Origin of the sequence: Paenarthrobacter sp. NPDC056912, assembly GCF_042786555.1 — a bacterium.
Lineage (GTDB): Bacteria > Actinomycetota > Actinomycetes > Actinomycetales > Micrococcaceae > Arthrobacter.
On record NZ_JBHUCD010000014.1, the window covers coordinates 95,576 to 120,812 of the forward strand.

Here is a 25,237-nt window from a genome sequence, read left to right on the forward strand (position 1 = left end):
CAGAGGGCTTCAAGGCAAGAGTGGCGACCCTGCTCTGACAAAGCACATTGACATACGACGAGATGTCTTTCCGGCTCTGCGCGCTGACGGCATCCTCGACGTACTGGATATCGAGCAAATGCCCATTGCCGAGGTTCACCGATACCTTCGGCCCGTTCGTCCCGTGTAGACCATTCCGAGTATTCGCGCCAAGGAATTCGATAATTCGTGCTTTCAGCTGTTTCTCGTCGTCAGCATCCCTCATATGCCTCCTTTGCAGTGCATTATGAGACTCCCTTTTGCAGCAGTCAAGGACTTCGCAACAGGTCGCAAGTACTCGCCGCTGCGCGGCACAATTCCGCGACAGCACAGCAGTAGCCCTGTGTTCCCGCTGCTCCGTCAGCTTCAGCCTTAGTTACAGGGCCGCAAACAGCCGGCTCTCTCAACAATCAGAGGGGCAAGATCATGTCCAGCGAACATCCTGCGATCGGTAACCACGAACTCATGCGGGTCGGCATATTTCTCATTCGGCTTCCCACCGACAGAACGGTTATGCCGGACGAGGACCGTGGCATCGCGAATTCATGGAGAGTCTTCGGCGTCTCACGACCGAGCGCAAGCCTGAAGCTCTTGGAGCAGTTTGATGATGGGGCTCTGGCTGAGCGATCCCAGTTCGCTTTGCTCCGATTGGGACAGAATTGACGGCCCTCATCGCCGTCCTTCACCGAAACAACGAAAGGAACAAGCCATGACCGATCTCATTCCCCGTCCCAGCGGAAGGGTAACGCCATTCAATCCACCAGAGGGCTTCTCGCGGTCAGAGGGCAAGGCCCTCCAGCGAGCGCAGAACGTCCGAAGTCTCACGGGGGCTCGTGACAGCAACCCGGGTCCAGGCTGCCGGCTATGTGGCTGCAACGGGTATGCACCTGAGCGGGATGCTCAGCCGCGAGGCCGAGTTCCAGGCGAACGGTGACCCACGGGCGGCCGAGCGGCTGAATTTCATTGCCGATTCCTTCGCCGAGTATGCGGCGTGGGAAGTACGCCGGTTTCAGCGGTAGGGAGCATGTCGTGAAGCACGAATTTGTGAACCCGCTGACGCCAAATCGTCGTGCGGAGCCCCAGGTTTTACAGCACGAGGCCGCCGTCCGTCTGTTTATTGGGCGGGTGGCGGCACTCGTCGATGAGTTGGATGGCGCAGCGAGAACGGTTTCCATCGATTCACCAGCAACGGCGCGACACATGCGTCTGGTGTCCCAGCAGATCTCGGCCATGGCGCTGACAGCGCTCGAAACGTGGCCAAAGGAGTCACAGCTGCCATGATCGCGATCTTTTGGATTGCCATCCTGATCGCCTGCGCCGCCTCCATCACCGTTGCATACCTTGTGGCAGCTGACTTTTGGCGTCACCGGTCTGTCTCTTCGCAGGATCGGATCATCAGCATCACCAGGGATGCTCACGAGAGCGCTGGGCGGCTCATGGCAATGTATCAACAAGCGCTCAAGGACATGCGCCGCCACTGAAGCTAGCGGTTCGTCATAGTCTCCACCCACTTCAAACAAACCTCGAGAAAGGGGTTATCTGTCATGCCCGAATTCATTACGTCACTAGAGAGGGAGCGCCAGCAGTGAGTGTCGATCCAAGCCCTGGAACGTGGTTTGACCGAGCGCTCGGGGCATGTATGTCTGTCCTGCTGGCTGTCATCGCGCTCTACTGCGCAACACAGGTACTGCAGTCGATCCTGCCGTTCCTCGTCGTCTGCGTGGGCGTGGCATCGATCATTTGGGCCGTCTGGGCAGTCATCCAGTACTGGCGCAACAGGTACTAATTCCATCGCCACAAAACAGTGCGTGAGCTCTTCCAGTCGGTGTTGTGGTTTGCGCTAAACGGTTGAACGTTCAACTTATTGAACGCATACTAAACGACAGACATCGTTCAATTTGTTGAACGATGGCGGCAATCCACAACACCGCAGGAAGGAGGGAAACAACAATGTCCATGAGAAGTAAGCCAAATCGGAGGCGCACGACTACGCCGCGCCGGGACGGCAAGATCGTCGTCCGAGGCGTGCAGCGCGATCGTCCTGATCTCCGGAAACTGAGCCGAGCTGTCATTGCCATGACTCAGGCCGAAGCTGAGCGAGAAGCTCAGGCACAGCAGGAGCACAAAGGCATTGAGCGTCGTCCGGAGGACTCTACTGATGAGTAGTCCTGAATCCATTCTTCGGCAGCTGGTATGGCAGGAGATCCATTGGCCGCGTCCGCTTGAGGATGAGCAAGCTATCAACCTGCTGCGCTTATGGAGTGCGCAAAGCCACGCCCCGCAGATTATCCTGGAAGCCCGGGCCGCCCGCAATGGCATCAGCTACCTTGTGGGCTCTCAGCGGCGACACGCATCGGCTATCCGCCGAGATATTGAACGGCTTGTCGCTGGAACAATCGTGGTCGCTGATGACGGCGAGCGGCTACCGGCGCAGGTTGTTCGCCGAGTGCGGGTCAATGCGCCAGCCCAATCACTTGAGCCTCGATCTCCGGAGGGTTCGACACGATCTCTCCTGGCAAGTCTGACGGCCATCCAGGGTAACGAGAGATTGGTGATCCAGCTTATCCTCGGGCCGAGATATGCCCCGCAGCTGACACCACACACCATCCCGCAGGTTGATCAGGGCATCGCTTCAATGGTGCTTCACAGTATCCAGCCGGAGCAGCGTCGGGGGTGTTTCCCGTGGTGTTGAAAACAAGCAAGGTGAGCACGGCTTTGCGAGTTATGTCCGCATTGGTATGAGCGCTAAAGAGAAGGATCGCCGTCGCACACTGATTAGTGGGGTAGTCAGCGCTTTTCGCTCCATGGTCGCACCGGGACTCCGCTTCCAAGTGGACTTTGACCACATCCAGAAGCTCAATCATCCAAGTCCTGATTGGCCGCGCTTCGCGTTCGGGCAGCGCCTTTCTGCCATTGAAGTCGGCATGCTCAGCGCTTGGCCAATCGGTGAAGGGTCAGTGGCCTATCCCGGCCTGCCACCCGCTCACCCAAGACAGATTCGGCCTTCCTTTGCGGCGTCGGCCACGGATCGCATCGTCGCCTTAGCCACGGCACCCGGGGCGGAGGAAGCACGGCTAGGTTTATCGCCAGCCGACAGCTGCCACCATGTCTGGGCCATGGGGCCGACCGGCGTGGGCAAGAGCTCCATGCTCCTGTCGATGATCATCAACGACATGGCGGCGGGGCGCAGTTGCGTCGTGATCGAACCGAAGGACCTAATTCGTGACGTCCTCAAGCACGTGCCCGCAGAGCGTCAAGACGATGTTGTCGTGCTCGATCCACTCGACAAGGAGCCAGTCGGTATCAACCCGCTTGATGGCCACGGCCGGAGCCCCGCTCTTGTCGCCGATCAACTCTTTGGCACCTTTCACGCGCTCTACGGCGATCAGCTCGGTCCGCAGCTCTGACATCCTGCGGCACTCACTCCTGGCACGGGCTCAGCGCAAGGACGCGAGCTTGGCCATGCTGCCGATTTTGCTCAATAACAAGAAGTTCCGGCAGTCAGTCACTCAACACATCGCAGGCGGCGATCCGTTCTCGGCTGGGCCATTTTGGCACTGGTATGAGCAGCTGTCACCGGAGGCAAGTGGCCAAGTCACCGCGCCTGCTTATGAACAAGCTGCGCCCGCTTCTAGACCCGAACCTGCGCCATGTCCTCGCACAGCCAACGCCACGCTTCAACGTCCGTCAAGTGCTGACGGAGCGGAAGATTCTGCTTGTGCCTCTTCAGAAGGGAGTGCTGGGGCCCGAAGCTGCCCAGCTACTGGGAGCCATGGTGGTTGCTGAACTATGGCAGGCCATACAAGAACGCGCCAGCCTTCCTGTTAGCGATCGCCATCCGGTCATGGTCTACCTCGATGAGGTCCAGGAGTACCTGCGCCTCCCGACTGACATCGGTGATGCGCTGGCCACTTCGCGGGGCCTGGGTGCTGCCTTCCATGTGGCGCACCAATACTTAGATCAGCTGCCGTCAAGCATGCGCACTGCATTTGAAGCCAATTGCCGCTCTCGCGTTTTCTTCCAACTTGCCGCACGTGATGCCAAGGCTGCAGCTGCAATGGCTCCCGGACTTGAACCTCAGGACTTCATGGCGTTGCCGGCACGTCACGTCTACGCCCAGCTCGTTCGTGGCGGTGCGGTTACTGAGTGGGCGTCCGGAGCCACCCTCAACGTGCCGAAACCGACGTCGTCTCCCGCCACGATCAGGGCACGCAGTCGCAAGCAGTTCGGTCAGTCCACGGAGGCTATCGAGCAGGGGCTACGCAGTGTCCTTAGTCCATCAGTGGAGAACGAGGCGACTGGTGGGCGGCGCAGAAGGAGTCAGCCATGACGTCAAAAGATGCACTACCGATCGGCTACCCGTTCGCGTCAAAGTCGGAAGCTGCGTCGTCGCAAGTGGAAGGCGAATCTGTGCCGTTAGTGGCGCCGAATACTGCTGCTTCTGATGGCACCCGAACTCATGCGGCACCTCGCGTCACCCAGCGTCGTCTGCGGGCTGTCGAAGCTCGGCTCAGTGACCGTGACCTTGCCGTTCTCTCGTCTGTCGAGCGCTTCCGATTCCTGACTGCCGAACACATTGAGGCTCTGCACTTTCATGACCATGCCTCGGCAGAATCAGGTGGGCGAACATGTCGCCGCGTCCTGGTTCGACTGCGACGAGAGCGTGTTTTGGGTGTCCTCAATCGTCGCGTCGGTGGCGTTCGTGCTGGCTCCCAGGGACTGGTGTACTTCGTGGACGCAGGCGGGGAGCGTATCCAGCGGCAAGGGGAATCCAGCCGCCGGGGCCGACGCTTCCCAGAACCATCTGCGCGCTTTCTAGATCACACGCTGGCAATTGCCGACGTTGCAGTCGGTATCAAAGCTGCCGCTGATGTGTCAGGCGCGGAGGTAGTGCAAGTGGCTCCGGAGAAGGAGGCTCGCCGCCCATACGTAGACCGTCTTGGTGGCACTCAGGTGCTGCGCCCGGACCTTTACGTTGAACTCGCTGCCCGACCTGGAGATGAGGATGTCCAAGCTTTCTTCGTTGAAATCGACCTCGGTCATGAGAGCCTGCCGACGGTGTTGCGGAAGTGTCGGCAGTACGAGGCCTATTGCCAGGCCGGTATCGAGCAGCGTGATTTCGGTGGCTTTCCCCGCGTGGTCTGGGTGATGGGTGCCTACCGGCCAGAAATAGCCGATCGACGTCGGCAAACCCTGCGGGCCGCAATCGGGCGAGGTGCCAGGCTAACGCCGGAGCTCTACCGCGTGACTGCAGCGGAGGAGGTGGCGGCGCAGTTGGTCCAGGAGGTTCGCCATGGGTAAGCCGGTCAACGCTCTATACGTCGGCGATGCCTTGGATGAACTGCGCAAGCTTCCGTCGGACTCGGTTGATATGTGCCTCACGAGTCCGCCCTACTTTCGACTGCGTGATTATGGCGCGAATGGACAGCTTGGGCTGGAGGCTAGCGTCGATTCCTGGGCGGAGGCCATCCGGGTTATTGCTGCCGAGATTCGCCGAGTCCTGGTGCCGACGGGCACATTCTGGCTCAACCTCGGTGATACCTACGCCAATCATCCGCGCCAGGGGGGCGCCGTCGAAAAGTCTGCTGCTGGCGCCGGAGCGGGTCGCCCAACTCCTGCAGCAGGACCGCTGGATAGTGCGGAACAAGATCATCTGGGCCAAGCCCAACCCGATGCCGAGCAGCGTTGGGGACCGGCTGACCGCCACTCATGAGGTCATCTACTTGTTTGCAAAGCAGGGGCGCTACCACTTTGATCTGGACGCCATTCGAAGACCGCACCGTTCGCGTCCCGGTAAACCACCCCGCCCTGCAACTCGTCGCCCCAGTAGAGAAGGGTGGCGGGGCCCGAACGCCGATTCGACAACCGGCCTCGCAGCCATGAAGGCGCTGGGTAGTGTAGGGCACCCTCTCGGCAAGAATCCCGGGGACGTTTGGACCATCGCCACGGCCGCAGGCAAGGGAAGTCATCACGCTGCGTTCCCTGAGTTGCTCGCTAACCAGTGCATCCAAGCCGGCACTCCGGAGGCTCGCTGTGCAATCTGCCGCGCACCCTGGAGGCGTCCGATCCGCCGGCTTGGAGCAACAGCCACGCGGTTAGCTCTTCAGGCAACATGTGCGCATGCTGGCAATCCTGAGCCTGGTATTGTCCTTGACCCCTTCATGGGGGAGTGGCTCAACGGCGGTCGTCGCCGAAGCCCTGGGGCGGCACTGGGTGGGCATCGAGCTCAACCCAACGTTTGCAGAAGAAGCTCGGGTCTGCATTGCCGCCGCGCGTACACGATCGCCGCCTCGCGTGTAGTTCGGTCGACACCTCATCGGTGCACCGCGGCTGGTGACGAGGGCTCCATCCCGGAGTCTCGCCGGTCGCACACACCGAGGAGTTGTCATGACGACACCCATAACTGGCGGCGATCGCCAGAACCCGGCAGGAATCAAAACTCTTGCCATCCGGCTCGAACCGGACGTCCATACCCAACTGATGCTGATTGCCCAGCTGCGGAACAGCACGATCACTGACGAGATCAGAAAGGCCCTGATGGCGCACATTGATGGCATCAAGGGCAGTGCCGATCTCGCCTCGCAGGCGGAATCCGCTATGGCGGAGATCGAGCGCGAAGCTGCTGCTCGCCGTGAAGCGATCGCACAGTTGTTTGGCAGCGATCCGGAGGCGACTAAAACTCGCCCGGCTCGCGGACGGTAGTTCGAGACCATCGGCAGGGGCAGCGTGATGCGCACTCGTAAGAGCGCCTCCGCTGTCCTTGCCGGATATCCCTATTGACCCCTTGAACGGTTAAGGAAGCCCTTCCTTTCTTGACGGAATTTCTGTTGTGGAATTCGCTTAAATCGTTGAACGAATTGAACGGGCGATTCATAATGAAAACAGAAATTGGAGATAGAAGAAATGCAGGAAGAAGATATACGCGGATTGGCTGAAACCATCAGAACTCAGCGTCAGAAGCTCGGCCTTTCAGCCAGTGAGGTTGCCCGCCAGGCAGGAGTGGCCAAAGGGACCATCACGCGGCTGGAGCTGGGGCAGATCGCAAGTCCTCGCATGGATAACCTGCGGGCCCTCGCTGACATTCTCCAGCTTCCGCTCACCGACATCCTAGCTGAGTCGAGTCTGCTGCGCGGCTCCGACCTTCCGACCCTCAGTCCCTATCTCCGGACGAAGTTCAAAGATATGCCCGACAGCGCAGTCCGTGAAATTGAAGAACATTTCCGTGATGTCGCCGCCCGGCATGGCATCGATATAAATACAGGTCCAGCCCCAGGCGAGGACGAATAACCAAACGACTTCTCAGAAAGGAGAAAGCCATGACCAACGAACATATTTCTACATATATCGAACGGAGCGTCCTGGCTACTCTCCGAGGCCTCATTCCTAACAGGGAAGTCCGCTCTCACGCGGAGGCCAAGCGAGTTGCCGAACACCAAGCCACACGACTCCTGGAGCTTCATCAGATCGACACTGGTCCAGTGCCAGTTGAATTCATTGCTGATCTGCCCAAGATTGAGATCGAACTCATGGACGCTCCGGTCTCGGGCGCCAGCTTCTGGAACGGCAATAGCTGGATCATTCAGTTGAACAAGCACGAAAGCTACTGCCGCCAGCGCTTCACTTTGGCTCACGAGTACAAGCACATTATCGACCACAACCGGGCTGACGCCCTGTATGTTGGCAGCCGCGAGGCAACACCATCCGAGCAGGCAGAGCAAGCTGCTGATTACTTTGCCGGCTGCCTGCTGGTTCCCAAGAAGCTACTGAAGCGCGCGTACTACGGCGGTATGCAGCGTACGGCTGATCTCGCCGCCTACTTCCAGGTTTCCGAAGCCGCGATGACCGTACGCCTGCGTCAGACGGGCATCGTCGAACCTGCGCCGCGCTGCACGCCGCAAAGCACCCCGTTCTCCCGCTCATGGCAGTACCGCATGAACGGCCGCACCCAAATACAAGGAGTTTGACGATGACGCTTGAAGAAGTCGAAGCACTGAGACCGCGTAAGGCAGTTCTGTATCTGCGCGTCTCAAGTAAGAAGCAAACGCAAACTGCCATTGATATCGATAAGGATGGCAATTCCATCGCCACGCAACGTGACATCTGCGAACAGAAGGCCGAAGCCGTCAACGCAGACATCATGGAGGAATTCGTCGAGCCGGTGTATCAGCTCAGACCATCGAGAAGCGCCCGGTGTTTCAAGCCCTCCTCGAGTTCCTGCAAAACAACCGCGACGTTGACTACGTGATCGTCTACGCCCGCTCGCGTGCCTTCCGTAATTTTACGGATGCGGCTATCACGCGGCGTCATCTCGATAAGCTCGGCGTACGTTTGCTATCTGCTCGTGAGGACTTTGGTGAGGGTACCTACGCCGAAGCGATGGACGCTGTCACCGACATCATGAACCAGGTGCAGAACCAACTGAGCGGTGAAGACATTCGCATCAAGATGCGCAACAAAGCAGTCAATGGCGGCACGGTGGGCAAGGCTCGGCTCGGATACCTCAACATCCATAAAGACATCGACGGGCGGATGATCAACAGTGTTGGGCTCGACGAAACAAGGGCACCGCTCGTCCTTAAAGCCTTCGAGCTGTACGCCACCGGCCTCTATTCAATCGAACAGCTGGAAGCGACGATGGCGGATCTCGGCTTAACTAATCGCCAGACTGCACGATTTCCTGAAGGGCCCGTCTCGGCCAGCAAGCTGCACCAGATGCTGAAGGACCCGTATTACGTCGGGTATGTCATCTACAAGGGCGATGCCTATCCCGGACGGCACGAGCCAATCATTGGGCAAGACCTATTCGATCAAGTGCAGGAGGTGATGAGCTCACGGAGTGGTGCGGGCTCGCGTGACCGGATCCACAACCACTTCCTCAAGGGCATGCTCTACTGCGGCAAGTGTTTCAAGCTCGGCCGACAGAGTCGCACCATCTACACGGAGGCGAAGGGGCGAGGCGGTACCATTCACGAATACTTTTTCTGCCGAGCTCGTCAGGAAGGCAAGTGTGACCTTCCGTATCTGCCGGCTTATCTCGTCGAGGACAGCGTGGCGGACTCTTATAGCCGACTCGTTCTCGACGAGGACTTCAAACAGGATGTGCGCAGGCGACTGGAAGAGGCCCTCCTGGGTGAACAGAAGGACATCCAGGACATGTATGCGAGGTACACCAATCAACTGAAGGAAGTCGATGCCAAAGAGAGTCGCCTCGTCGACGTTGCCGCTGACGGCATACTGCCTGCTTCGAAGGTTCGCGAGAAGATGCACGAGCTGCGTGTGCAGCGTTCTCGTATCGAAGATAGTCTCGCCAACATCGGTGAAGAGATTGCCGTAGGTGGCCAGCTGCTGACTAAGGCTCTCGACCAGATTGCCGACCCGAAAGCGTACTACGAGACGGCGACGGATAAGGTTCGGAGACTCCTCAACGAATCCTTCTTCCTGCGGTTCTTTGTCTACCAAGACGGCACGGTTGGCGCGGACCTCAACGAACCATTTGACGACATCTTCGCCGCCCAGACGGCCTTCCGGGTATCCGAGACGCCACAGGCGGTATCTGTCCCAGGATCGTCCCAATCGTCCGAAATAGGACCGTTTTTGGGCGATTCAGGCGTACTTGCCGGGCAATTCCGGGGTACCAAAAATGGCGCCGATTTCTCGACGCCATCTCTGTTGTTCAAACTAAAGTCGGTCTAGTCAAACCATGGTTCGAATAAAGCGACTCTGGTCGGGCTGACAGGATTTGAACCTGCGACCCCTTGACCCCCAGTAACGAGGCCATCATGTCCCCCTATATCCGATGGGTGTACGTGGTGGCCTCTGTCCTTATATATAGAGGGGTGTCGTTTCCGACTGTGAACCCCGAAACTCAGGTGAATCCGACAGTGTGCACACACGTTTGCACACACACCGGCCTACTCCCCCAAGTTCCGCCGCAATGTATCGGCTGACGACTTGTGCCCGTAGCCTGCAAGCTTGCCGATACCCCATTCAACTAAGCCTCGCAGTCGTGCGACTTCCTCTTCAGCGTCTAGGGCTTGTTGCCTTAGGTCGTTGTTCTCCTTGCCTATCCACTTACGGAGCAGGCGGCATGCTGTTTCGGTGTTCTCCCATGAGTTCCGAGTTACTGGCCAGGGCTCATCACCAGGACTTAGCTGTTCCCAATGCTTCTTGTCAGCCTTGAGCTTTCTTTCATCTTCTTCGACGTGCCGCAGGATCGCTTCGGGCTCACGTGGGGCAAGTCGTTCGGCTATCGCGTAGGCGGTGTAAGCCGGCACCACCCACGAATCACCTTGTTCGAACGACAGGGGGTCGCTGCGCAGTTCAGCCAGGCTGAGCCCGGTAAGGTCTGACAGTTGGGGCAAGTGGCGTAGGGCGATCCAGCTTTCTGCATGGTCGGGTAGCTGCGCCGGGGGGCGCGCACCTCCCCACATTTCGTCAGGTAGAGCGACCTCAATCACCAAGTCAATGGCCGCATGGGTGCCCCAGTCGATATTTGACGCCTTGAGTAGCGGGATCCACTTTCTTTCCTCAGCCTCAAAGTGTTCGGCTTCTTCCCAGGGGCACTTTAGCCGCCCGTCAGGCACCCACTCTTCACGCCCGTCAGCATCTTCCGCTTCGAACCGGACCAGCGAATATTTATGCTTGGGCTGGTCGCCGCGCCGATGTCGCAGATAGGTCACAGGCTCTAAGGGATCGACTGCCCGTTGGCGGTAGGCCCACAACTCTCCGGGTTCCATGCGACCTATTCTGCCCGAAACGTAACTGGATACGCCGAAGGGTCCGCGCCTACCACGGCAACGGACCCTTCAAAGCGTTTTCATCAAACCATCACGTCTGATCTGCAATTACATTAACACATCTGCACACTCAAGCAAGTCGATCTGCAAAAATGTGCACGACGTTGGGTGGCGGCAGGTACTCCTGATCCGGTTCCATGTCCTCATACGGTGGAGCGGACAACCACGCCTTTTCGAAACCCTCTTGGTCAAACTTGCGCCAAGCCCGGAACTTTGAGGTATTCACTCGGCTACGACAGCCCACACCTCGTGCACGCCGTCCGGGTCGTCTTCTAGATACGACCAGCCGTTCCGGGCAAGGAGTTTCTTACACCGAGCGTTCTGCTTGTGGACATCGGCCTTCATGACGACCTTGCTGGTGACGGACTGACTCAAGATCGCCACGTCAACCTCATCCCATATTCGATCCAGGGTTGCTTGGCCGCGGCCCTTGCCCCACATATCTCGGTGTGTTGCAAGCAGATAGAGGTTCACGTCGTGAAATCCGCTAGAGTCCCAAGCAATTTTGTAGCATCCCACCGCTTCGACCAGTTTAAGTTTGTCGTCCCAGCGCAGGGTAAGGACCCACGGATCCAGGAGGCGGGGTTGAAGATCTCGGACGAGGCTTTGGACGTGCGAGGACCAAATCTCAGCACCGGCGGCCAGGCCATACCTCAGTAGCCTCTTGAGACGGCGGTACGGGTGCGGAGCGCAAACGAAGCGCTGAAGATATTGCCGATGTTCGAACTCGGCGTCAACCCAATCAGACAACTAAGCGCTTAGCGCCGAGGCAGCTTGCGAGCCGGCTTCAGAGCCCGTGCTTTAGCGATGATTTCAGGGCTGTCCAGCACGGCATCGACGCGGTTGACGTAGTCCGAGAAAGTCTCGCTTCGTCGACCTTGGATTGTTAGGGGCCGGAGCCATTTAAGGGAGATTGGGGCGGCATGCTTTGCGTTCTCGCGCCCGAATGCGTGAGTAGTCATGTCAAGCCCCTCTCTTTCCCAAATCTTCCCAAACTTTCCCAGCTAGTCCCACCAAATGTACCGTAGTTCGGCTCACAATGCAGAGTCGTGTGACGCGGCGAACACCACCAGCGGGTTTTGTACCGTTCACTGTGCGACCGCAACACCGCATGTTCTGGGCAGAAGGGAACCCGTTTTGTTCCTTCAGTTCGCTTGTGGTATCCGCTTATCTATCTCATCAATCCGGCTCGCTATAAGCCCCAAGGACTCCCAGATGCCTTCAAATTCGTTAACTAGGCGCTGGCCGAGAGTTCCCACATCCTGGTTTAGGGAATCAGTCGTTTCTCGAACCCTGTCGTCAATAGCTTTGATTTCTTCCCGCAAAGTCATGCTGACCGCCCCTTAGTGAGTATGTGGAGCGGCCAGCATATACTTTGCTACCTGCCGGTGCGCATGTAGGCAGATTGAGCGTCAGCGGCGCCAATCTCCGAACGGGACACCTCAGTAGCAACCCCGCGGAACGTCCCGAAGACCTGACCAGAATCCAAGATAAGGGTGCCTGTCATCTGGGTAGGACCAGATGATGCAGTGACAACAGGACGAGCCGTAACGGCAGGCGCCCCAGCCGGCGCATACTGGTAACCCATAGGCTTGACCGGCGTAACATCTCCGCCGTTCATGCGATCAAGGTTGTCATACCCGATCTTCTGAGCAGCTTTCGCCGTCAGAACATACTCATCCTTCGACAAGCGGGCATCAATCGAATCCGAGGTAGTCGTACCAGGGCCGAACACCCGGCCACCAGTCGCATAAGAACCCATACGCCCAGTACCAGACGCGCCACCATTCAAATCCGGTGCAGTCGAACGCCGGTCAACACTGTCAAAATACTCGGTCGTGTAAATGCCAATCGTGACCTTGCGCCCATCCAGGCCATCAGCCTTACGCTGGATCCCATCCAGCGCTGTTGAAGCATGATCAGCAATCCAAGCATCAATGTTCACGTTCTTCGGGATCCCCAACGCCTTACGAGCCATAGTGTCCGCAGCGTCACCAGTAATACCAAACTGACCAGCCGCAGTAATCAGGTCGTCATAGCTAGTGCGAAGACCAGCCTGCAACTGAGCCTGCGCCGCCGCGGAACCCTGCGTCTTCAACGTTTCCTCAGCAGTCGCAGTAGCCGAAGCCATCGCAGCTTTAGCAACATCATTGAAAGCCGACTGGTTAGCACGACCCGCAGCAGTGTTAATATCAAGCGTTGTACCGTTCGTGGTTACAGAATCCGTGAGCTTGTCAATCGAGTCCTGATACGCAATCGCAGCATCAGAAGCCGACAACGACAAAATGCCAGCAGCAAACAACGAAGCAGTAAACGCCTCAATGTTCGTGATAGCACCAGAAGCGCTCAGGCCAACATCCTCAAGAGCCTTCGACATTTCCTCGGTCATGGGAGCCGCATTACCGACTTTCGTCGTGAAGGTCTCCACTGAGTCGCCAGCTACCTTCATGGAATCAGGAACCTTGCCCATGGCGAAGTCCAGAAGTTCCTGCTCCGTGAGCGTCTGACCAGACTGGTTAGCGAGCGAAAGCAGCGCATCCTTATAACCCGGGAGGTAATCAAGGGCGTCCTTGGCACTCTTGCCGTTTTTCTGGAACTCGGCAGTCAATGCCTGGAAAGACTTAGCAGCAGTGTCCGCAGCGCCATTCTTGGCGAGGCTGCCCATCTGCTCGCCTAGGCCCTTCATGCGGTCCTCAAGCTGTCCGATGTCGCCCTTGGAGCCAGTGACCCACTCGCGGAAGCCGTCAAGCCCCTTGTTCAAGGTGACGTCCGTGAAGTTCTGGTTGGTCAACCGTTTGATGGCATCGGCTGCGTTATCAATCCCGGGCGCGACGCCGGCGAGGCTATCTAGATCCTGGAAGGCAGAGTCAAGGCCAGAAAGCGAGGCGGCGCCGGACCGAGCGAGGTCCTGGACCTTGAGCAACGCTTGACCGTAGTCCTCAGCCGACTTCGTGTGCTTCTCACTGAACACCGCCGAAGCGGCCTGCAATGCAACCAGCAGCGCGGCAGCTCCACCGGCAGCTTTACCAACATTCGTGATGGCCGTCCGAGCCCTCGACCCAGCCGGTGCGATCCTGTTCAACGAGGCATGAAACTCAACAAGACGAGGAAGCGCGGTCAGCAAAGCGCCGCCCAACAGCAATGCACCACCAGCCATGCCGGCGATACCAACAGCAGCGTTCAAGATCGGGGTTGGTATCTTCCCGATAGCATCGATCAGATCCTCAGCGCCTTGCACCAACCCACGCAATGCCTGAGCCGCGCCAGAGCCGCCCTTGATCAGAACCGAATCGAACGAGCCGCCCAGCTTCTCAAGATCACCAGCAAGCGTGTCCTGCTTGATTGAGGCAGTGACCGCAGCGTACCCGGCGTCATTGACCTTTTCGGTCCAGTCCTCGATCCCCGCTGCGCCCTGTTCATACAGAACGTTCGCGGCTCTCACCGCATCAGAACCGAATATCACACCCATCGCCGCATTCCTGGCTTCCGGGGTAAGGTCACGCATCGAGGTCTTCAAGTTCTCCGAGAACTTAGACAGCCCGATGAACTGGCCCTGAGCGTCATAGGCAGAGATGCCCAGCTCGGCCATCTTTTCAGCCGCTTCTTTAGACTGAGGTGTGAGGCGTTGCAGCATCGTCTTCATGGACGTGCCAGCATCGGAACCAATCAACCCGGCAGAAGCAAACGCGGCCAGCCCGCCAGTGGTTTCCTCAATCGTCAACCCAGTAGACGCAGCAACAAGGCCCGTCTGATTCAAAGCCATACCAAGGTCATGCACCGACCCCTGCGCCTTACCAGCACCAGCAGCCAACAAATCAGCCAGATGCGGAACCTTATCGCCAGACAACTTGAACTGAGTAAGAGCTGACGCCGAAATTTCCGCCGCCTCAGCAACTTCCAAAGAACCAGCCGCAGCCAACGACAACGCACCCTTAAGCCCGCCATTCAAGATGTCCTTAGTCGAAACGCCAGCCTTCGCCAGCTCATCAATAGCCTGAGCAGCCTCAGTCGCAGAAAACGCAGTATCCGCGCCGGCCTCAATCGCAGCCTGACGCATCAAATCCATGTCACCCGCAGTCGCATGCGTGCTCGCCTGCACCGCAGACATCTGCTTATCAAACTCCGCATAAGACTTGATCGCCAAAGCAACACCCGCCAAAAGCGTGCCGCCCATGACCATGCCCGCCTTGCCAACACGATCCAAATCCTCAGCATTGCGTTTGGCATAGTCGCCCACACGAGAGGAAAAGTCCTCCGCGGACTTCGCCGCTGTTTTCATCCCCGATACAAAGTCGGTTACCTTCGCCTCAAGGGCGATACTTATAGATCGATCCGCGATTGGGACCACCTCTTTCGAAGCCCAAGAGACAGACGGAGCCTGTTTCAGGGCATGAAAAAGCCCGCCATGAGCGGGCTAGTCATTTGTGCCGAAATCAGCCGGCAGAATCAATCGGTCCCTGCGCTAAAGAGCGGTCAATCCGTGGGAGACTGACCGAGAACTTTAGCCATGGGGGTAAAAATGGAACCATCCACTTATTGGACGATGATCGCTGCAATAGCAACCGCTGTTTCTGCGGTGGCCACGATGGCTTCAGCGGTTGTCATTGCCATCCAAGCCGTATTGACCCGCAAGGCACTCATCGAGGCGAAACGGTCCGCCGACGCAAGCGAACGAGCAGTTACGGTCGCCAACGCGTCACTAGAGTTAGCACGAGAACAGGCGCAACAGTCGGAAGTCATGACAGCCGAAGCAATCCGAGCGCGCATGGAAACGAACGCGCCTTCGGTCTTCTTCACTCTTGATCGTGATGAGAACGGCCCTAAAGCCTGCGCATACGCACGTTCCGATAGCTACGACGATCCCGTGTTTAGCGTGGTTGAGCCAGGAGCAGTGTTCCAGAAGGGTCCGGATGATAGCTCTTGGCTTTTTGCAATCTTCAGGGTCAGGTTCGAGAACGCTGGCACGCAACCGCTCGCAGTTAACCCCGGTCTAGGATTCGCCCATCTAAGCAATGCCGTACTGACTCGGCGCCAGAGCCACATAGAGCTTTCAGTAAGCAACTCAAGTCACTCTTTCCTCGCTGTGGGTTGCCGTGTTTCTGATTGGATTCGGGCAACTCATGCGCCAGACAGGGCTCGCATTGTTGTCGCGTCGTCTGCTTGGTCTGTTGATGTTGGAGGAGAGACAGGAGTGCTCGTGAGACAACCACTGCGGATCGAGGGGACTCTTTTGGAGAGCGGCCCAGGCGAAGGGAATTACTCGCTCCGTTCTTTGGGCCCTGATCCAATGCAGAACTACCCGTCAAGACTTGTAATGGATAAGCAAAAGCGCGACTACGTAGTGGGCTGGGATGCCATTGGTAATCCACGGCTCCTGCCGACCCCAGAAATTCCCACTGAGGCCTTCAACTGAGTCCATTCAGGCCGGCCCTCCACAAAGGCGCACTGCTTGCTAGTAGTTGGAACTCTCGTTGTGGATGCCGAAGTCCTCGGGCCTAAAGCTGCCATCCAAGACAGCCGTCAATACCGCAGGTCGTCTGAACAGCGAAGGTGATCAACATCGGTGGTGTTGCCGAGTTCCCATAAGGTATGTGCACCCCCCATAGGGCATCGGCGCCTTGAGGGCACGATGTAACAAAGGCTTCTCCTGGGTTTGGTCGCATAGTATTTGCCCATGCCGTTGACGTTTAGAAGTGCCGACAACTCCTGGGAGTTTCAGAACCAGAAGCACGTTGTTGTATACGAGGCGTTGACGGCTCGTGTGGGTCATCGCGATGGCCTACTGTGGCAGTCGCCCGCTTTGGCGTTGACTGCACAAGCGTTCCTGCTGACTATTGCGCTTGGACACGAAAGCACTTCGTTTGCCCGATTAATATCAGCACTTCTCGGAACAGCCATCACGGTTCTTTCCATACAACTGATGCGGAAGCACCGGATGTATTTGTGGAACGAGATGATCGCCATGCATGCCTTGGAACGTGAAATGGGCTTGAGTGTTAGCGCAGTGGACTACTCAAATCAGTTGGCTTACATTTACAAGAATGATCCAGCTAGGCACTACATTCAGCCAAAGACAAAGCGTTTCTTGACAAAGCTTGAGAGCGTCAGAGTTTGGACCTATGGATTGGCAGTCTTTGGCTTCGTTAATCTTGGGTTGTCGGTCCTTTCGATCCTGTCCATGTCCGGCGTCAAGACTCTGGATGCTCTGTTGTAGAGCAGTCCAGAACCACCAGCAGTAAGTGGTTGCGCCCGTAGCTACTTGATCCAGCTACGGGCGCAACTCCCCTACACGTCTAGGATTGGCTCATGACTAAAGCGCAAAACAAGCCTGTGGCCTACCCGGAATACGATGAAAACGGCAATCCCAACCCGGTGAGGGTCCCGCCGTCGCACGAGACTGAGCAGTGGGAAATGGAGATCATGCGCGAGAACATCGCCAACGATCCGAATGACCCCGACTCGCCGATCTACCGGGGCCACAACTGAAGTTGGTTAAACCGCGTACATGTTGGCTTGCTGTACGTCGAACGTAACTCCAGTGGTGGAGTTGATGTAGATGCTCGCTCCAACGTCTGCGCTGTGGGGGACGCTGAAGAAGATCCGCAGATCGTGCCATGCGCCATCACCAGGAACGGCGAAAGTCTTCTCCTTCGTGAGGACAGTCGAGACCGTACTCAACCGCACCTTCACACTGTTTGCTGCGGACGACCTAACGCGCACATAAACTTCGCGGGCACCACCCTTTACCGATGGGCAGGCGTCCCACCTTCCGGTGGTGGACAGAGTCGCGGTGGAGGCAGGCGACGTCGCGAACCCGCCGCCGACCGTCCATCCGGAACCAGTCCAGCCGTCCAGTGAGTTGAAGACGCCAGTCAGCAGGTTGTGCCGGTAGCTGGTTGTGGAGTCCAGAGCCAGCATGCCCGTGGCTGTTCCAACCATCAGGTTCCCGGCGTCTCGCTCTCCAGCGAGCCACGCCATGCACGTCCCGAAGTCCGCCCAAGACATCTTCCCCGCCGTGCCCAACACTCCGGGGTGCGCCATCATCGTCAAGCTCACCGCGCCGGCCTTCTTTGCCGAGTTCACCAAGTCTTGGAACGCGGCCACCGTTGATGACTCGAACGTGGTGTGTCCCTGACCGTCAACAATCCCACCCTGCCGAGGGAGCCAGCCACCGCGGGCGCCAGCAACGTGGCCGTGCCTAGAGTAGAGCAGCTTTCCCGCGGTCGTGTTGTAGGCGGCTTCCTCAGTGGAATCAATGTATCCGCCGTAAGGTGTTCCTGCGCCAGTGCCTGGCATGGTCCAGGTATGAATCTTCACCGCTGGCATATTCGTTTCGTGCGCGTCTGCGGACTCGATAATTTCGTGCACCAGTTGCGCGTCTGTGGACGCCGGCCCATGGGAGTAGGAGTGGTTGACGACTTGAAAGCCGTCATTCACATGCCATGACTGGATCTGCGCGGCCCCAACGGACGCCGCCACCATGTCCACGGTGCACGCCATTATGCACGGCATGTCATAGGACTGCAGGATAGGGGCGACATTGGTTCCGAACTCGGTGTGCCAGTCATCGAACCGCAGAATAATGAACGGCTTGCCGCCGGTGCCAAGTGGCCCACCAGACACAGCCTTGGCGGTGTTGGCGCGGACCTGGTGCTTGAGGCCTGGTTCTGTGACCACGGGAACGGGCGCGGTTGCAATGAGGTTCGTCCAGGCGTTCCAGACTGGTCCTGTCAGGTTTGCCACGGACCTATACCAGAGCCCGCCAGCGTAGGTCATGAACCACTGCGCAGCGATGCTGCCACCAGCAATGTTGAAGACGTGAATTTTTCCGGCACGAGCTTCGGGAAGGTTCGTCATCGTAGCCGCGGCAGTAGAAGATGCCACGTTCCAAACGCCCTCGTGCGCGGCGGTGTACATGGCGTTCAGGTCCGTACTGTTGGCGATGTTGCCTTTTTGCGGGACTGCATCAATGTTCAGGTCTTTCCAAGCCGTCCACGTGTGCGAGGTGACAGATGAGAGTGAACGAACCCAGAACTTGCCGGTGCTATAAGTGCGGTACGTCTGGAACCCGATGCCAGGATCTAAGGTGAAAACTCCGAGCGCGTTTTCACCAGCGGGGAGCCCTGTGATGCTGTTCGCGGCTGGGGCGGTACTGATCTTCCATGCACCGACCTCCGTGGCGTTGTACATGGTGTCCAAGTTGGTGCTGGCAGGAAGTTCTCCGCGCTGCCACTTGATTGACTCAAGTGTCCCTATGCGCCCGTCTTGCGTGGATGGATTCCAGTTGGAAATGCTGTAGGAGGCTCCGGACGTGAAGTTGACTTTCGCCGCAACCACGTCGCCGCTTGGAGCGATGACCTTTTGCCCCGCCGTGTACGCGGTAGATGACTTAAACACTGGGACAAGCCCAGCAGTAGACGCCGCCATTGTCGCCGCCGATTCGAGAACTGTTGGGTCGGTCGCGATCACCCCGGCGACAACTGGCGGCACCTGTACTTCCAGACGAGCCTCAAGCGCGGCCTGCGATTCCACACCCGTGGTGAGCGTTTCAGCAACCGCAGAGTCATTCAATTCAAGAGGGTCACCCGTGAAATCAGCTTTGGCTTCCAAAGAAGCCAGTCGGGCACGGGCATTCACGAAGAGTTCCTGGGACTTCTGCGCATTCAACGCAATGGTGTCGTTACCGTTACGCACAAGCTCGTTGCCGTCTGGCTTCTGGAAACCAAGGGGGGTTGTTGCGATAGCCAAAGATGGCTCCTTGTCTGATTTTGGGTACAAAAAAGCCCGCCATAAGCGGGCTGCGTAGGTGATTTTTGAAAGACAGAGAGGGTTCAAAAACCCTTTGAACCCTCCGGAGGTTTTTTTCCCCTCCCCGGCGGGTTGGGACTAAGGCGTGTCGAGGGGGTACCCGCCACCCCTGGGGCCGGTCGGGTCGCTAGTCATTTGATGCCTTGGCATGCGCTCTGGCATCTCTTTGTGTCATCCACTCCATGACGTTGATCGCGACCCATCCGCACGTGCATTGAGCCGCATGTTGATAGCCGTGTCCGCTTGGGGATCGGATTGCTTTCAGTGTCATGTAGTGAGCCACAGGTTTGACAGTCATGACTGGGGTGCAGGTTGGATGTCTGCAAGCCTGCCGGTTTCGTCGTACGTGTAGGTGAATCCTGTTGCCGGATTGTCAGACTTGATTGTTTCGACGTTGGCGAGTTTGTTGTTGCCGTCGTAGTGGTAGAGCGGGACGCCCTCGGCAACAGCTTCGGCTACATCGGCGCGTGCCTTAGCTGCCAGCATCTTCGCGATGCGGCGGCGGGACTGTTCGTTGGGGGAAAGATAGCTGGTCAATGTTTTTCCTTTTGGTTCAGGTTTTGATTTGGGAAAAAATGCCGGGGAGAGATTACGCCTACACCCTGCGGGGCTTAGCAAGAGGGCTCGGGGGGCCTCCCCCTGGGTGCTGGGGTTGCCTGTTACCCGAAGCCGAGTTCTTCGGGCTTTTGGACGTTGAGTAGTGTCCCCTTCTCCCACGAGTCCTGGTTGGTGAAGATTCCCTTGGGTGTTTGGAGGGACAGTAGTTCTTTGAGCTTGTCACCGTAGAACGGGTGCCTCTCCGCGTAGCTGTTGGCTACCTGATCCCATGAGTGTTCGATGGCCTGTTGCATGAGTGCCTTGACCATCACCGTGTCACCGGATAGTTCAGCCTGATCAAGGAGCTTGAGCGCTTTCTCTTGGTCGAATTGTCCGAGGGAACTCACGCGGTCTTGCGCATCACGGAAGCTTATGGCGGTCTGGGCATCGGATGGGGTTGTGTTGCCGAACAGGTCACGCCGTAGAACGTGAGTGCGCAAGGTCTTGGCTGAGTTGAAGGAGTCCTTGATCTGGCCTAGAGCTTGGACAACGCCGTTGTACTCGGATGCGATCTGTTCCTTCTTGCCCTCGGGTGTGAGGTGATCGTTCGAGCGGATCTGCTCTAGTGATCCCTGGAAGCGGTTCTGGATTTGCTGGGCTCGTCGCCCGTCAGGGGTGTCGATGAAACTCATGGTGTTTGTCCTTATGCTGCTTGTGCCGCTTTGGCTGCGGCGAAGTGTTGGATGTCTTCGCGGGCGATTCGGTATCGTCCGTTGACTTGTGTTGCTGGTAGGCGTTTCTCGGCTATGGCGAGGCGAACTGCCCGGTCTGTGATGTAGAGAATGTCGGCAGCTTGCGTAGTACTTAGCCACTGATTTAAGTCTGCGGTCGCTTCCGGTTTTACGGCTACGGGGCTTCCGGTTGCGGCATTACGCCATGTGAGTGCAGCGACTCGGAGGGCGACTAGTACTGCGTCTACTTCGGCATCTGCCCCGCGGTTTTGTATGCGGACTTCGTTGAGGTGGGCGTGCCGTTCAAGCCATGCACAGACCCTCGCGGGAACAATAACGACAGGACCAGCTATGCCGTGAACGTAGGCCTCTGGCGGGCGTCTTGGGGCTGTCACGTTGCCTCCTTGGCGTAGGCCTCAAGTGATGGGATGAAATGTTCTGGCCAGTCCGCGCCGTGCTGCTCTTTGATGTTGACCAACGCGACGACCGCTAGGCAGGCAACCACCCATTCCGTATGCCTGGGAATGAGTTTGTTCAGGGCTTTCGTAATTGCCTTGCGATCATGTGATTCGACGGTTCGTAGTAGCTCGATTGCCGGCAGCTCGGGAGCCTGTCCTGTCACTGGCGCCCCTCAACGCAGCTCCGCAGTTCAGCCTCCACGGCGTCATACTCCTGTTGCAGGAGGTCGAGCTTCTTGTGCGCCCGATTGATGATGTCCTGCCTAGTGCCTGCAATTTTCTGCCAGTACTCAAGGGATCCATACGGGTGGCGTGTCATGCGTCCGCCTCCAATTCCTTTACGCGCTGCCTAAGCCCTTGGATCTGTTGGAGCAAAGCGACTGCGTGGGCGATCCAGTGACCGGCTTCTTCGTCCGCTGTAGCGCTCTCTGGCGGCTGGTTGCCTTGGAGGTAGGCGAGCACTTCGGGGTCAAGGTGCCCGGCTACTCGCGGATCAGATAGGAAGTCGCTGGCACTCATACTGCGGTCCTTCCACGGGTTTGGTACATCGACAGTTGGGCCTCAGCAGCTTGTGCACGGCGCATCCAGTGCGTGGCTTCCTGTTGGGAGTGTTCGAACTTGAGGCGGTAGGTTTCGGCTTGGGCGGGCCAATCCCATTGCTGTAGAACTTTGGGCTCGTAGTCGTAGCTCATGGTCGGCCTTTCAGGTGTTTGCGTTCGCGGTCTACGTTGGTTGCTGCTTGGTTGCCCACGGGATCTTTGTGGAGCGTTGTTTTCCCGTAGTGGCGTTCAGGATTGGTCTTCGTTGCCAGGAGCTGTTGTAGGTAGGTGTTGGAGAGGTTGCGGTAGTGGATCGTTTGCCGCTTCCAGTACTCAGCTAGTTCAGCGTCGGTCATTTGTTGTTGATTCATTCCGCCGCCGCGTCCCCTCGGTTCGTTGGCTGGTTGGTGTCGATGGAATCCGAAAGCTGCACAAGTAAGACCTGCACAAGCTCGGTGTGGAGGTCCGATAGGTGTTGCAGCGCCTCAGACTCGGTCAGTCCCGTCGCTTTGGTCTGTGTTGAGTTGAGCAACATCGGCGGCGGAAAGAAGATCCCATTTTTGAGTGTGTGACCGTGTCCCACTGTGTCCCCACCGTGTCCCGGCACACTGGGGAGTGTCTGAGTGTGTGTGTCCCGTTCCGTTTCTTTAGAACGGGACACGCTTACACTCACGCTGCGATCAGCTCTGTTGAAGGTTCAGCCCTAAAGGGCTTTATTAGGTGATGCTCGTGAGCGTTACGGGCGCCAGTGATGATGCTTAGGTATCCGTCTGCTTCGAGTAGTGATATGGCTGCGCGTTTGGTCTCGTCCTTGCCAGAAACCAACTGATTGATCTTGCGGAAGCTTGGTGGTGTTGCTGATTCTTCGACGCACTTCGAAATCGCTTCCATCAGCTCGACTGGCAAGCTGTTGCCGTCAGACTTCCGCTGTGGTGGATCGACAGTGAACAGGATCCTGTTGGCAATGGTTGAATCGATCGTCACTATGGCTGCTTCTTGCGTGCGATCACTTTTGCGCCACTCACCAGACATAGGGCGGACCTGGCCTGGCCTGTCTTTACCTACTCGCAGGGCTACCTTGCCGATCATTCCCACGCCTACAGGGCTGATGATTTCCACCATGTACGCGGCGCCCGTTAGATACGACATCTTGGCCTGAGCACCGATAGCGAAACGCCCCCTACCCTCCGCGGACTTCGTTACGTGATCCACGACCACCACCGCGGCACCAGTCCTGGCAGCTATCTGGCGTGGAACCTTCCGGCCCCATGCGGTCACTTCATCGTTATCAATCGACTTCACGCCAAAGACCGCGAAGGCCTCAGTTACGCCATCAATGACAGCCAAGGTGTACTTGTTTCTCAGGAGTTGTTGCCACTCTGAGTTCTCATCGGCAAAAGATACCGGGTCTACATCGGGCCGAATGTAGTCCAGGTTGTCTTTGATGTCCTCCGGGCTAGCACCCAGCATCAACAGGCGGGCAATTACTGATGCGGCATCGGATTCGAAGTCGATGTACACGCAACGATTCCCGCTCATGACCTGCCGGGCCGTTTCGGCTTGGGCGGTCATGCTCTTGCAAGATTCGGATTCACCGTTGAAGGCGTGAACCATGCCGGCGTAGAGCAGGCACCTCCCGTCAGTCCTAGCCATGATTGACGGCCTTAGCGGTTTGTGAGCGCCGTTGAGGTATGCGGTGAGGTCTAGGGGTTTCCATGACGGGGGTGTTGGGAGCAGTGGGTCATTCGGCATTCGCTGTCCTAGTCGTCTTGTGACTGGCTTATGAGTTTGTTCTGGTGTTCGGCCCCTGCTGCTCTCAGGGGCCGAACGGTTGTGCTGCTTGCTATTGCGTGGGTAGCTTCGTCAGTTGTTCCTGCGTGGAGGTGAACGCTTCCGCGACGGTGCGGCGCGTTAGTTCCTCGACGTCCATTACGGTTACTCCGCCGCTACCGTAGGTGTGGGCTTGGAGAAGGCCTCTGATTGGGGCCGCCTTCCATTCCGGGCGGATTTCGACAACGAACGCGGCAAGCTTGATAGCCTGGTCCATCGTCATACGGACATGGGTGTCTACGGTGCTATTCATTTGATTGAGGCCTTTGGATTGTCAGACTGTGATGGATTTTGTATTGCGTCCTGTTCCGCTCCCCCCTCAGAGGGCGGTATAGGGATTTCGCGTCAGCTTGGTGGGCTGATAGCCGCGAGTATTTCGCTGGTCCGGTATAGCTGCTGTGATCCGTCTTCCAACACGATCAGCACCAAGTCCGGGCCAACGAGGTCAAAAACAAGGGGCGCTGTGCCCGTGGTGCTCCTGACCGTGGTAGCCATTAGGCAACCTGAGTTGTAACCGTTCCCGTGTCGAGCATCTGGTTGATAACCCTGGTGCTGATGAGGATCCGGTTCCCTAACCGAATGGACGGGATGTCGCCCCGCTGAACAGCTTCGTAAGCCTGCCGGCGACCGATCCCCAATAGGACGGCCAACTCGTCAACGGTGGCTGTTGCTTTGGTTAGGATCCGTTCGACTTCTGGTGAGTACGTAATCGCCATCTCAACCTCCTTGTGTTCCTGTGGGACAACTTTCTATCAGGATGTCCCTCCACAACAATGGTAACCATGGGTGTTGCGAAAGCACAAGAGGGCATGAGATTGTGTTTCTATGGGACAACTTGAACCACGTCAATGGGCATCATCAGTAGCCGCCCGCGTTGGTAAGAACATTCAGTCAGCTAGGAAGCTAGCTTCCATGTCGGCTCAGGACCTGAGCGCGGCCTGCGAAGCAGCCGGCTATCCGATTCCTCGAAGCACAATCGCCAATATCGAGTCGGGAAGAAAGGAGACAGTATCGCTCCAAGAAGTGCTGATCATCGCGCGTATATTACATATCCCGCCCCTCGCATTGATCTACTCCCCCTTTGATGCGGCGACCGCGATACATGTCACGCCAAACGACCTAGAACTATCTGTCGATGCCGCCGAGGAATTTTGCTTTGACGGCGAGGGCCAGGAATCAGGGCTTGGTTCGTTGCTAGAGCTTACGCTTTCAGTTAGAGGACTCGAAAAGGCGGCACACTACTCCTTGCGTTCCGCCCGAGCCACGCTCGCGGGCGTCGATGATTCGAAGTACTCCGCAGGATCAAGTCCAAGAGACTTGATGGAGCAGGCCGCATTAGAGGCAGAACGACGCAGCCGCGAAGCTGAGTCCTACGAGGGCGTCGCCGTCCAGGCGGTTAAGAGGGCGTACAACAAGCGCTTGGAGATGGAGAAAGCCAACATTCCTGTTTGGGAGTTTCCAGAAGACCTCCGCGAAATCTACGAGCAAGTTAGAACCGAAGGCGATCCAAAGGAATGAGA

At 57.6% G+C, this 25,237-nt stretch carries 36 protein-coding genes and 1 pseudogene; 20 read left to right on the forward strand and 17 right to left on the reverse strand.

The window, feature by feature from the left end; genetic code table 11:
* Positions 1-851 precede the first annotated feature (851 nt).
* From ACFRJ9_RS15850 to ACFRJ9_RS15925, 16 genes and pseudogenes are all read left to right on the forward strand, one after another.
* Positions 852-1,037 (forward strand): hypothetical protein, encoded by a 186-nt coding sequence (locus ACFRJ9_RS15850; RefSeq protein ID WP_377669762.1) that lies wholly within the window; start codon positions 852-854, stop codon positions 1,035-1,037.
* 10 nt (positions 1,038-1,047) lie between these two features.
* Positions 1,048-1,299 carry a hypothetical protein gene (locus ACFRJ9_RS15855; RefSeq protein ID WP_377669764.1) on the forward strand — a complete coding sequence of 84 codons (252 nt, stop codon included), beginning with the start codon at positions 1,048-1,050 and terminating at the stop codon, positions 1,297-1,299.
* Positions 1,296-1,499, forward strand: a complete 204-nt coding sequence (locus ACFRJ9_RS15860; protein WP_377669766.1) for a hypothetical protein — start codon at positions 1,296-1,298, stop codon at positions 1,497-1,499. The genes ACFRJ9_RS15855 and ACFRJ9_RS15860 overlap by 4 nt, the downstream gene beginning before the upstream one ends.
* Positions 1,500-1,603: 104 nt before the next feature.
* The gene (locus tag ACFRJ9_RS15865; RefSeq protein ID WP_377669768.1) at positions 1,604-1,804 is read left to right on the forward strand and encodes a hypothetical protein; all 201 of its coding nucleotides are present in this window, start codon (positions 1,604-1,606) and stop codon (positions 1,802-1,804) included.
* A gap of 164 nt (positions 1,805-1,968) precedes the next feature.
* Positions 1,969-2,184: a hypothetical protein gene (locus ACFRJ9_RS15870; protein WP_377669770.1), complete on the forward strand. Its 216-nt coding sequence runs from the start codon at positions 1,969-1,971 to the stop codon at positions 2,182-2,184.
* 572 nt (positions 2,185-2,756) lie between these two features.
* Positions 2,757-3,425 (forward strand): hypothetical protein, encoded by a 669-nt coding sequence (locus ACFRJ9_RS15875; RefSeq protein ID WP_377669772.1) that lies wholly within the window; start codon positions 2,757-2,759, stop codon positions 3,423-3,425.
* 311 nt (positions 3,426-3,736) lie between these two features.
* Positions 3,737-4,348, forward strand: coding sequence for a TraM recognition domain-containing protein (locus ACFRJ9_RS15880; protein ID WP_377669774.1), 612 nt, complete (start codon positions 3,737-3,739; stop codon positions 4,346-4,348).
* Entirely contained in the window at positions 4,345-5,319 is a 975-nt protein-coding gene (locus ACFRJ9_RS15885; protein ID WP_377669776.1) for a replication-relaxation family protein, read from the forward strand. Before ACFRJ9_RS15880 ends, ACFRJ9_RS15885 begins: the two co-directional genes overlap by 4 nt.
* A complete protein-coding gene (locus ACFRJ9_RS15890) occupies positions 5,312-5,731 on the forward strand; it encodes a DNA methyltransferase (RefSeq protein ID WP_377669779.1) in 420 nt (139 codons plus the stop codon). The genes ACFRJ9_RS15885 and ACFRJ9_RS15890 overlap by 8 nt, the downstream gene beginning before the upstream one ends.
* Positions 5,655-6,122: pseudogene (locus ACFRJ9_RS15895) on the forward strand (DNA methyltransferase); the annotation flags it as partial. The gene ACFRJ9_RS15890 and the pseudogene ACFRJ9_RS15895, both read left to right, overlap by 77 nt.
* Positions 6,123-6,138: 16 nt before the next feature.
* Positions 6,139-6,318, forward strand: coding sequence for a DNA methyltransferase (locus tag ACFRJ9_RS15900; protein ID WP_377669781.1), 180 nt, complete (start codon positions 6,139-6,141; stop codon positions 6,316-6,318).
* An 87-nt stretch (positions 6,319-6,405) separates the two neighbouring features.
* Positions 6,406-6,720, forward strand: coding sequence for a hypothetical protein (locus ACFRJ9_RS15905; RefSeq protein ID WP_377669783.1), 315 nt, complete (start codon positions 6,406-6,408; stop codon positions 6,718-6,720).
* 201 nt (positions 6,721-6,921) lie between these two features.
* Entirely contained in the window at positions 6,922-7,305 is a 384-nt protein-coding gene (locus ACFRJ9_RS15910) for a helix-turn-helix domain-containing protein (RefSeq protein WP_377669786.1), read from the forward strand.
* Positions 7,306-7,334: 29 nt separating this feature from the next.
* The gene (locus tag ACFRJ9_RS15915) at positions 7,335-7,982 is read left to right on the forward strand and encodes an ImmA/IrrE family metallo-endopeptidase (RefSeq protein ID WP_377669788.1); all 648 of its coding nucleotides are present in this window, start codon (positions 7,335-7,337) and stop codon (positions 7,980-7,982) included.
* Between the two features lie 2 nt (positions 7,983-7,984).
* On the forward strand, positions 7,985-8,263 hold the full coding sequence (locus ACFRJ9_RS15920) for a hypothetical protein (RefSeq protein ID WP_377669791.1): 279 nt from the start codon (positions 7,985-7,987) through the stop codon (positions 8,261-8,263).
* Positions 8,209-9,711, forward strand: coding sequence for a recombinase family protein (locus tag ACFRJ9_RS15925; protein ID WP_377669793.1), 1,503 nt, complete (start codon positions 8,209-8,211; stop codon positions 9,709-9,711). Before ACFRJ9_RS15920 ends, ACFRJ9_RS15925 begins: the two co-directional genes overlap by 55 nt.
* Before the next feature lie 218 nt (positions 9,712-9,929).
* Here the strand turns inward: ACFRJ9_RS15925 and ACFRJ9_RS15930 are convergent, their stop codons facing one another.
* The 4 genes from ACFRJ9_RS15930 to ACFRJ9_RS15945 form a co-directional block, all read right to left on the reverse strand.
* On the reverse strand, positions 9,930-10,754 hold the full coding sequence (locus tag ACFRJ9_RS15930) for a hypothetical protein (RefSeq protein WP_377669795.1): 825 nt from the start codon (positions 10,752-10,754) through the stop codon (positions 9,930-9,932).
* A gap of 282 nt (positions 10,755-11,036) precedes the next feature.
* Positions 11,037-11,288 (reverse strand): hypothetical protein, encoded by a 252-nt coding sequence (locus ACFRJ9_RS15935; protein WP_377669797.1) that lies wholly within the window; start codon positions 11,286-11,288, stop codon positions 11,037-11,039.
* Between the two features lie 284 nt (positions 11,289-11,572).
* Positions 11,573-11,776: a hypothetical protein gene (locus ACFRJ9_RS15940; RefSeq protein ID WP_377669799.1), complete on the reverse strand. Its 204-nt coding sequence runs from the start codon at positions 11,774-11,776 to the stop codon at positions 11,573-11,575.
* A 416-nt stretch (positions 11,777-12,192) separates the two neighbouring features.
* Positions 12,193-15,051 (reverse strand): phage tail tape measure protein, encoded by a 2,859-nt coding sequence (locus tag ACFRJ9_RS15945; RefSeq protein ID WP_377669802.1) that lies wholly within the window; start codon positions 15,049-15,051, stop codon positions 12,193-12,195.
* A 282-nt stretch (positions 15,052-15,333) separates the two neighbouring features.
* Between ACFRJ9_RS15945 and ACFRJ9_RS15950 the strand changes: the two genes are divergently transcribed.
* The 3 genes from ACFRJ9_RS15950 to ACFRJ9_RS15960 all read left to right on the forward strand — a co-directional run bounded on the left by ACFRJ9_RS15950 (position 15,334) and on the right by ACFRJ9_RS15960 (position 17,300).
* Positions 15,334-16,227: a hypothetical protein gene (locus ACFRJ9_RS15950; protein WP_377669804.1), complete on the forward strand. Its 894-nt coding sequence runs from the start codon at positions 15,334-15,336 to the stop codon at positions 16,225-16,227.
* Between the two features lie 261 nt (positions 16,228-16,488).
* Positions 16,489-17,028, forward strand: a complete 540-nt coding sequence (locus ACFRJ9_RS15955; protein ID WP_377669806.1) for a hypothetical protein — start codon at positions 16,489-16,491, stop codon at positions 17,026-17,028.
* Between the two features lie 92 nt (positions 17,029-17,120).
* Positions 17,121-17,300: a hypothetical protein gene (locus ACFRJ9_RS15960; protein WP_377669808.1), complete on the forward strand. Its 180-nt coding sequence runs from the start codon at positions 17,121-17,123 to the stop codon at positions 17,298-17,300.
* Positions 17,301-17,306: 6 nt separating this feature from the next.
* Here ACFRJ9_RS15960 and ACFRJ9_RS15965 read toward each other — a convergent pair whose 3' ends face one another.
* The 13 genes from ACFRJ9_RS15965 to ACFRJ9_RS16025 form a co-directional block, all read right to left on the reverse strand.
* On the reverse strand, positions 17,307-19,562 hold the full coding sequence (locus ACFRJ9_RS15965) for a polysaccharide deacetylase family protein (protein WP_377669810.1): 2,256 nt from the start codon (positions 19,560-19,562) through the stop codon (positions 17,307-17,309).
* Between the two features lie 354 nt (positions 19,563-19,916).
* The gene (locus ACFRJ9_RS15970; RefSeq protein WP_377669812.1) at positions 19,917-20,159 is read right to left on the reverse strand and encodes a hypothetical protein; all 243 of its coding nucleotides are present in this window, start codon (positions 20,157-20,159) and stop codon (positions 19,917-19,919) included.
* A gap of 122 nt (positions 20,160-20,281) precedes the next feature.
* The gene (locus ACFRJ9_RS15975; protein ID WP_377669815.1) at positions 20,282-20,851 is read right to left on the reverse strand and encodes a hypothetical protein; all 570 of its coding nucleotides are present in this window, start codon (positions 20,849-20,851) and stop codon (positions 20,282-20,284) included.
* Between the two features lie 11 nt (positions 20,852-20,862).
* A complete protein-coding gene (locus ACFRJ9_RS15980; RefSeq protein WP_377669817.1) occupies positions 20,863-21,285 on the reverse strand; it encodes a helix-turn-helix domain-containing protein in 423 nt (140 codons plus the stop codon).
* Positions 21,282-21,512, reverse strand: coding sequence for a hypothetical protein (locus ACFRJ9_RS15985; RefSeq protein ID WP_377669819.1), 231 nt, complete (start codon positions 21,510-21,512; stop codon positions 21,282-21,284). The genes ACFRJ9_RS15980 and ACFRJ9_RS15985 overlap by 4 nt, the downstream gene beginning before the upstream one ends.
* Entirely contained in the window at positions 21,509-21,667 is a 159-nt protein-coding gene (locus tag ACFRJ9_RS15990) for a hypothetical protein (protein ID WP_377669822.1), read from the reverse strand. Before ACFRJ9_RS15990 ends, ACFRJ9_RS15985 begins: the two co-directional genes overlap by 4 nt.
* A complete protein-coding gene (locus ACFRJ9_RS15995) occupies positions 21,664-21,867 on the reverse strand; it encodes a hypothetical protein (RefSeq protein ID WP_377669824.1) in 204 nt (67 codons plus the stop codon). The genes ACFRJ9_RS15990 and ACFRJ9_RS15995 overlap by 4 nt, the downstream gene beginning before the upstream one ends.
* Positions 21,864-22,040 (reverse strand): hypothetical protein, encoded by a 177-nt coding sequence (locus tag ACFRJ9_RS16000; protein ID WP_377669826.1) that lies wholly within the window; start codon positions 22,038-22,040, stop codon positions 21,864-21,866. The genes ACFRJ9_RS15995 and ACFRJ9_RS16000 overlap by 4 nt, the downstream gene beginning before the upstream one ends.
* Complete coding sequence (locus tag ACFRJ9_RS16005) at positions 22,037-22,243, reverse strand: hypothetical protein (protein WP_377669829.1); 207 nt, start codon at positions 22,241-22,243, stop codon at positions 22,037-22,039. The genes ACFRJ9_RS16000 and ACFRJ9_RS16005 overlap by 4 nt, the downstream gene beginning before the upstream one ends.
* A gap of 313 nt (positions 22,244-22,556) precedes the next feature.
* Entirely contained in the window at positions 22,557-23,639 is a 1,083-nt protein-coding gene (locus ACFRJ9_RS16010) for an AAA family ATPase (RefSeq protein WP_377669831.1), read from the reverse strand.
* A gap of 91 nt (positions 23,640-23,730) precedes the next feature.
* The gene (locus ACFRJ9_RS16015; RefSeq protein WP_377669834.1) at positions 23,731-23,970 is read right to left on the reverse strand and encodes a hypothetical protein; all 240 of its coding nucleotides are present in this window, start codon (positions 23,968-23,970) and stop codon (positions 23,731-23,733) included.
* Between the two features lie 92 nt (positions 23,971-24,062).
* Positions 24,063-24,212, reverse strand: coding sequence for a hypothetical protein (locus ACFRJ9_RS16020; protein ID WP_377669837.1), 150 nt, complete (start codon positions 24,210-24,212; stop codon positions 24,063-24,065).
* On the reverse strand, positions 24,212-24,433 hold the full coding sequence (locus ACFRJ9_RS16025; RefSeq protein ID WP_377669839.1) for a helix-turn-helix domain-containing protein: 222 nt from the start codon (positions 24,431-24,433) through the stop codon (positions 24,212-24,214). The genes ACFRJ9_RS16020 and ACFRJ9_RS16025 overlap by 1 nt, the downstream gene beginning before the upstream one ends.
* A 109-nt stretch (positions 24,434-24,542) precedes the next feature.
* Between ACFRJ9_RS16025 and ACFRJ9_RS16030 the strand changes: the two genes are divergently transcribed.
* Positions 24,543-25,235, forward strand: a complete 693-nt coding sequence (locus tag ACFRJ9_RS16030) for a helix-turn-helix domain-containing protein (protein WP_377669841.1) — start codon at positions 24,543-24,545, stop codon at positions 25,233-25,235.
* Positions 25,236-25,237: the final 2 nt, after the last annotated feature.

What these genes read in the sequence shown, in the direction of transcription:
- ACFRJ9_RS15860 (WP_377669766.1), top strand. Translation starts at nt 1,296, where the DNA reads ATGATCGCGATCTTTTGGATTGCCATCCTGATCGCCTGCGCCGCCTCC.
- ACFRJ9_RS15870 (WP_377669770.1), top strand. Translation starts at nt 1,969, where the DNA reads ATGTCCATGAGAAGTAAGCCAAATCGGAGGCGCACGACTACGCCGCGC.
- ACFRJ9_RS15875 (WP_377669772.1), top strand. Translation starts at nt 2,757, where the DNA reads ATGAGCGCTAAAGAGAAGGATCGCCGTCGCACACTGATTAGTGGGGTA.
- ACFRJ9_RS15885 (WP_377669776.1), top strand. Translation starts at nt 4,345, where the DNA reads ATGACGTCAAAAGATGCACTACCGATCGGCTACCCGTTCGCGTCAAAG.
- ACFRJ9_RS15890 (WP_377669779.1), top strand. Translation starts at nt 5,312, where the DNA reads ATGGGTAAGCCGGTCAACGCTCTATACGTCGGCGATGCCTTGGATGAA.
- ACFRJ9_RS15900 (WP_377669781.1), top strand. Translation starts at nt 6,139, where the DNA reads ATGCTGGCAATCCTGAGCCTGGTATTGTCCTTGACCCCTTCATGGGGG.
- ACFRJ9_RS15905 (WP_377669783.1), top strand. Translation starts at nt 6,406, where the DNA reads ATGACGACACCCATAACTGGCGGCGATCGCCAGAACCCGGCAGGAATC.
- ACFRJ9_RS15910 (WP_377669786.1), top strand. Translation starts at nt 6,922, where the DNA reads ATGCAGGAAGAAGATATACGCGGATTGGCTGAAACCATCAGAACTCAG.
- ACFRJ9_RS15915 (WP_377669788.1), top strand. Translation starts at nt 7,335, where the DNA reads ATGACCAACGAACATATTTCTACATATATCGAACGGAGCGTCCTGGCT.
- ACFRJ9_RS15920 (WP_377669791.1), top strand. Translation starts at nt 7,985, where the DNA reads ATGACGCTTGAAGAAGTCGAAGCACTGAGACCGCGTAAGGCAGTTCTG.
- ACFRJ9_RS15930 (WP_377669795.1), bottom strand. Translation starts at nt 10,754, where the DNA reads ATGGAACCCGGAGAGTTGTGGGCCTACCGCCAACGGGCAGTCGATCCC.
- ACFRJ9_RS15940 (WP_377669799.1), bottom strand. Translation starts at nt 11,776, where the DNA reads ATGACTACTCACGCATTCGGGCGCGAGAACGCAAAGCATGCCGCCCCA.
- ACFRJ9_RS15950 (WP_377669804.1), top strand. Translation starts at nt 15,334, where the DNA reads ATGGAACCATCCACTTATTGGACGATGATCGCTGCAATAGCAACCGCT.
- ACFRJ9_RS15955 (WP_377669806.1), top strand. Translation starts at nt 16,489, where the DNA reads ATGCCGTTGACGTTTAGAAGTGCCGACAACTCCTGGGAGTTTCAGAAC.
- ACFRJ9_RS15960 (WP_377669808.1), top strand. Translation starts at nt 17,121, where the DNA reads ATGACTAAAGCGCAAAACAAGCCTGTGGCCTACCCGGAATACGATGAA.
- ACFRJ9_RS15975 (WP_377669815.1), bottom strand. Translation starts at nt 20,851, where the DNA reads ATGAGTTTCATCGACACCCCTGACGGGCGACGAGCCCAGCAAATCCAG.
- ACFRJ9_RS15990 (WP_377669822.1), bottom strand. Translation starts at nt 21,667, where the DNA reads ATGACACGCCACCCGTATGGATCCCTTGAGTACTGGCAGAAAATTGCA.
- ACFRJ9_RS15995 (WP_377669824.1), bottom strand. Translation starts at nt 21,867, where the DNA reads ATGAGTGCCAGCGACTTCCTATCTGATCCGCGAGTAGCCGGGCACCTT.
- ACFRJ9_RS16000 (WP_377669826.1), bottom strand. Translation starts at nt 22,040, where the DNA reads ATGAGCTACGACTACGAGCCCAAAGTTCTACAGCAATGGGATTGGCCC.
- ACFRJ9_RS16005 (WP_377669829.1), bottom strand. Translation starts at nt 22,243, where the DNA reads ATGACCGACGCTGAACTAGCTGAGTACTGGAAGCGGCAAACGATCCAC.
- ACFRJ9_RS16010 (WP_377669831.1), bottom strand. Translation starts at nt 23,639, where the DNA reads ATGCCGAATGACCCACTGCTCCCAACACCCCCGTCATGGAAACCCCTA.
- ACFRJ9_RS16015 (WP_377669834.1), bottom strand. Translation starts at nt 23,970, where the DNA reads ATGAATAGCACCGTAGACACCCATGTCCGTATGACGATGGACCAGGCT.
- ACFRJ9_RS16020 (WP_377669837.1), bottom strand. Translation starts at nt 24,212, where the DNA reads ATGGCTACCACGGTCAGGAGCACCACGGGCACAGCGCCCCTTGTTTTT.
- ACFRJ9_RS16025 (WP_377669839.1), bottom strand. Translation starts at nt 24,433, where the DNA reads ATGGCGATTACGTACTCACCAGAAGTCGAACGGATCCTAACCAAAGCA.
- ACFRJ9_RS16030 (WP_377669841.1), top strand. Translation starts at nt 24,543, where the DNA reads ATGGGACAACTTGAACCACGTCAATGGGCATCATCAGTAGCCGCCCGC.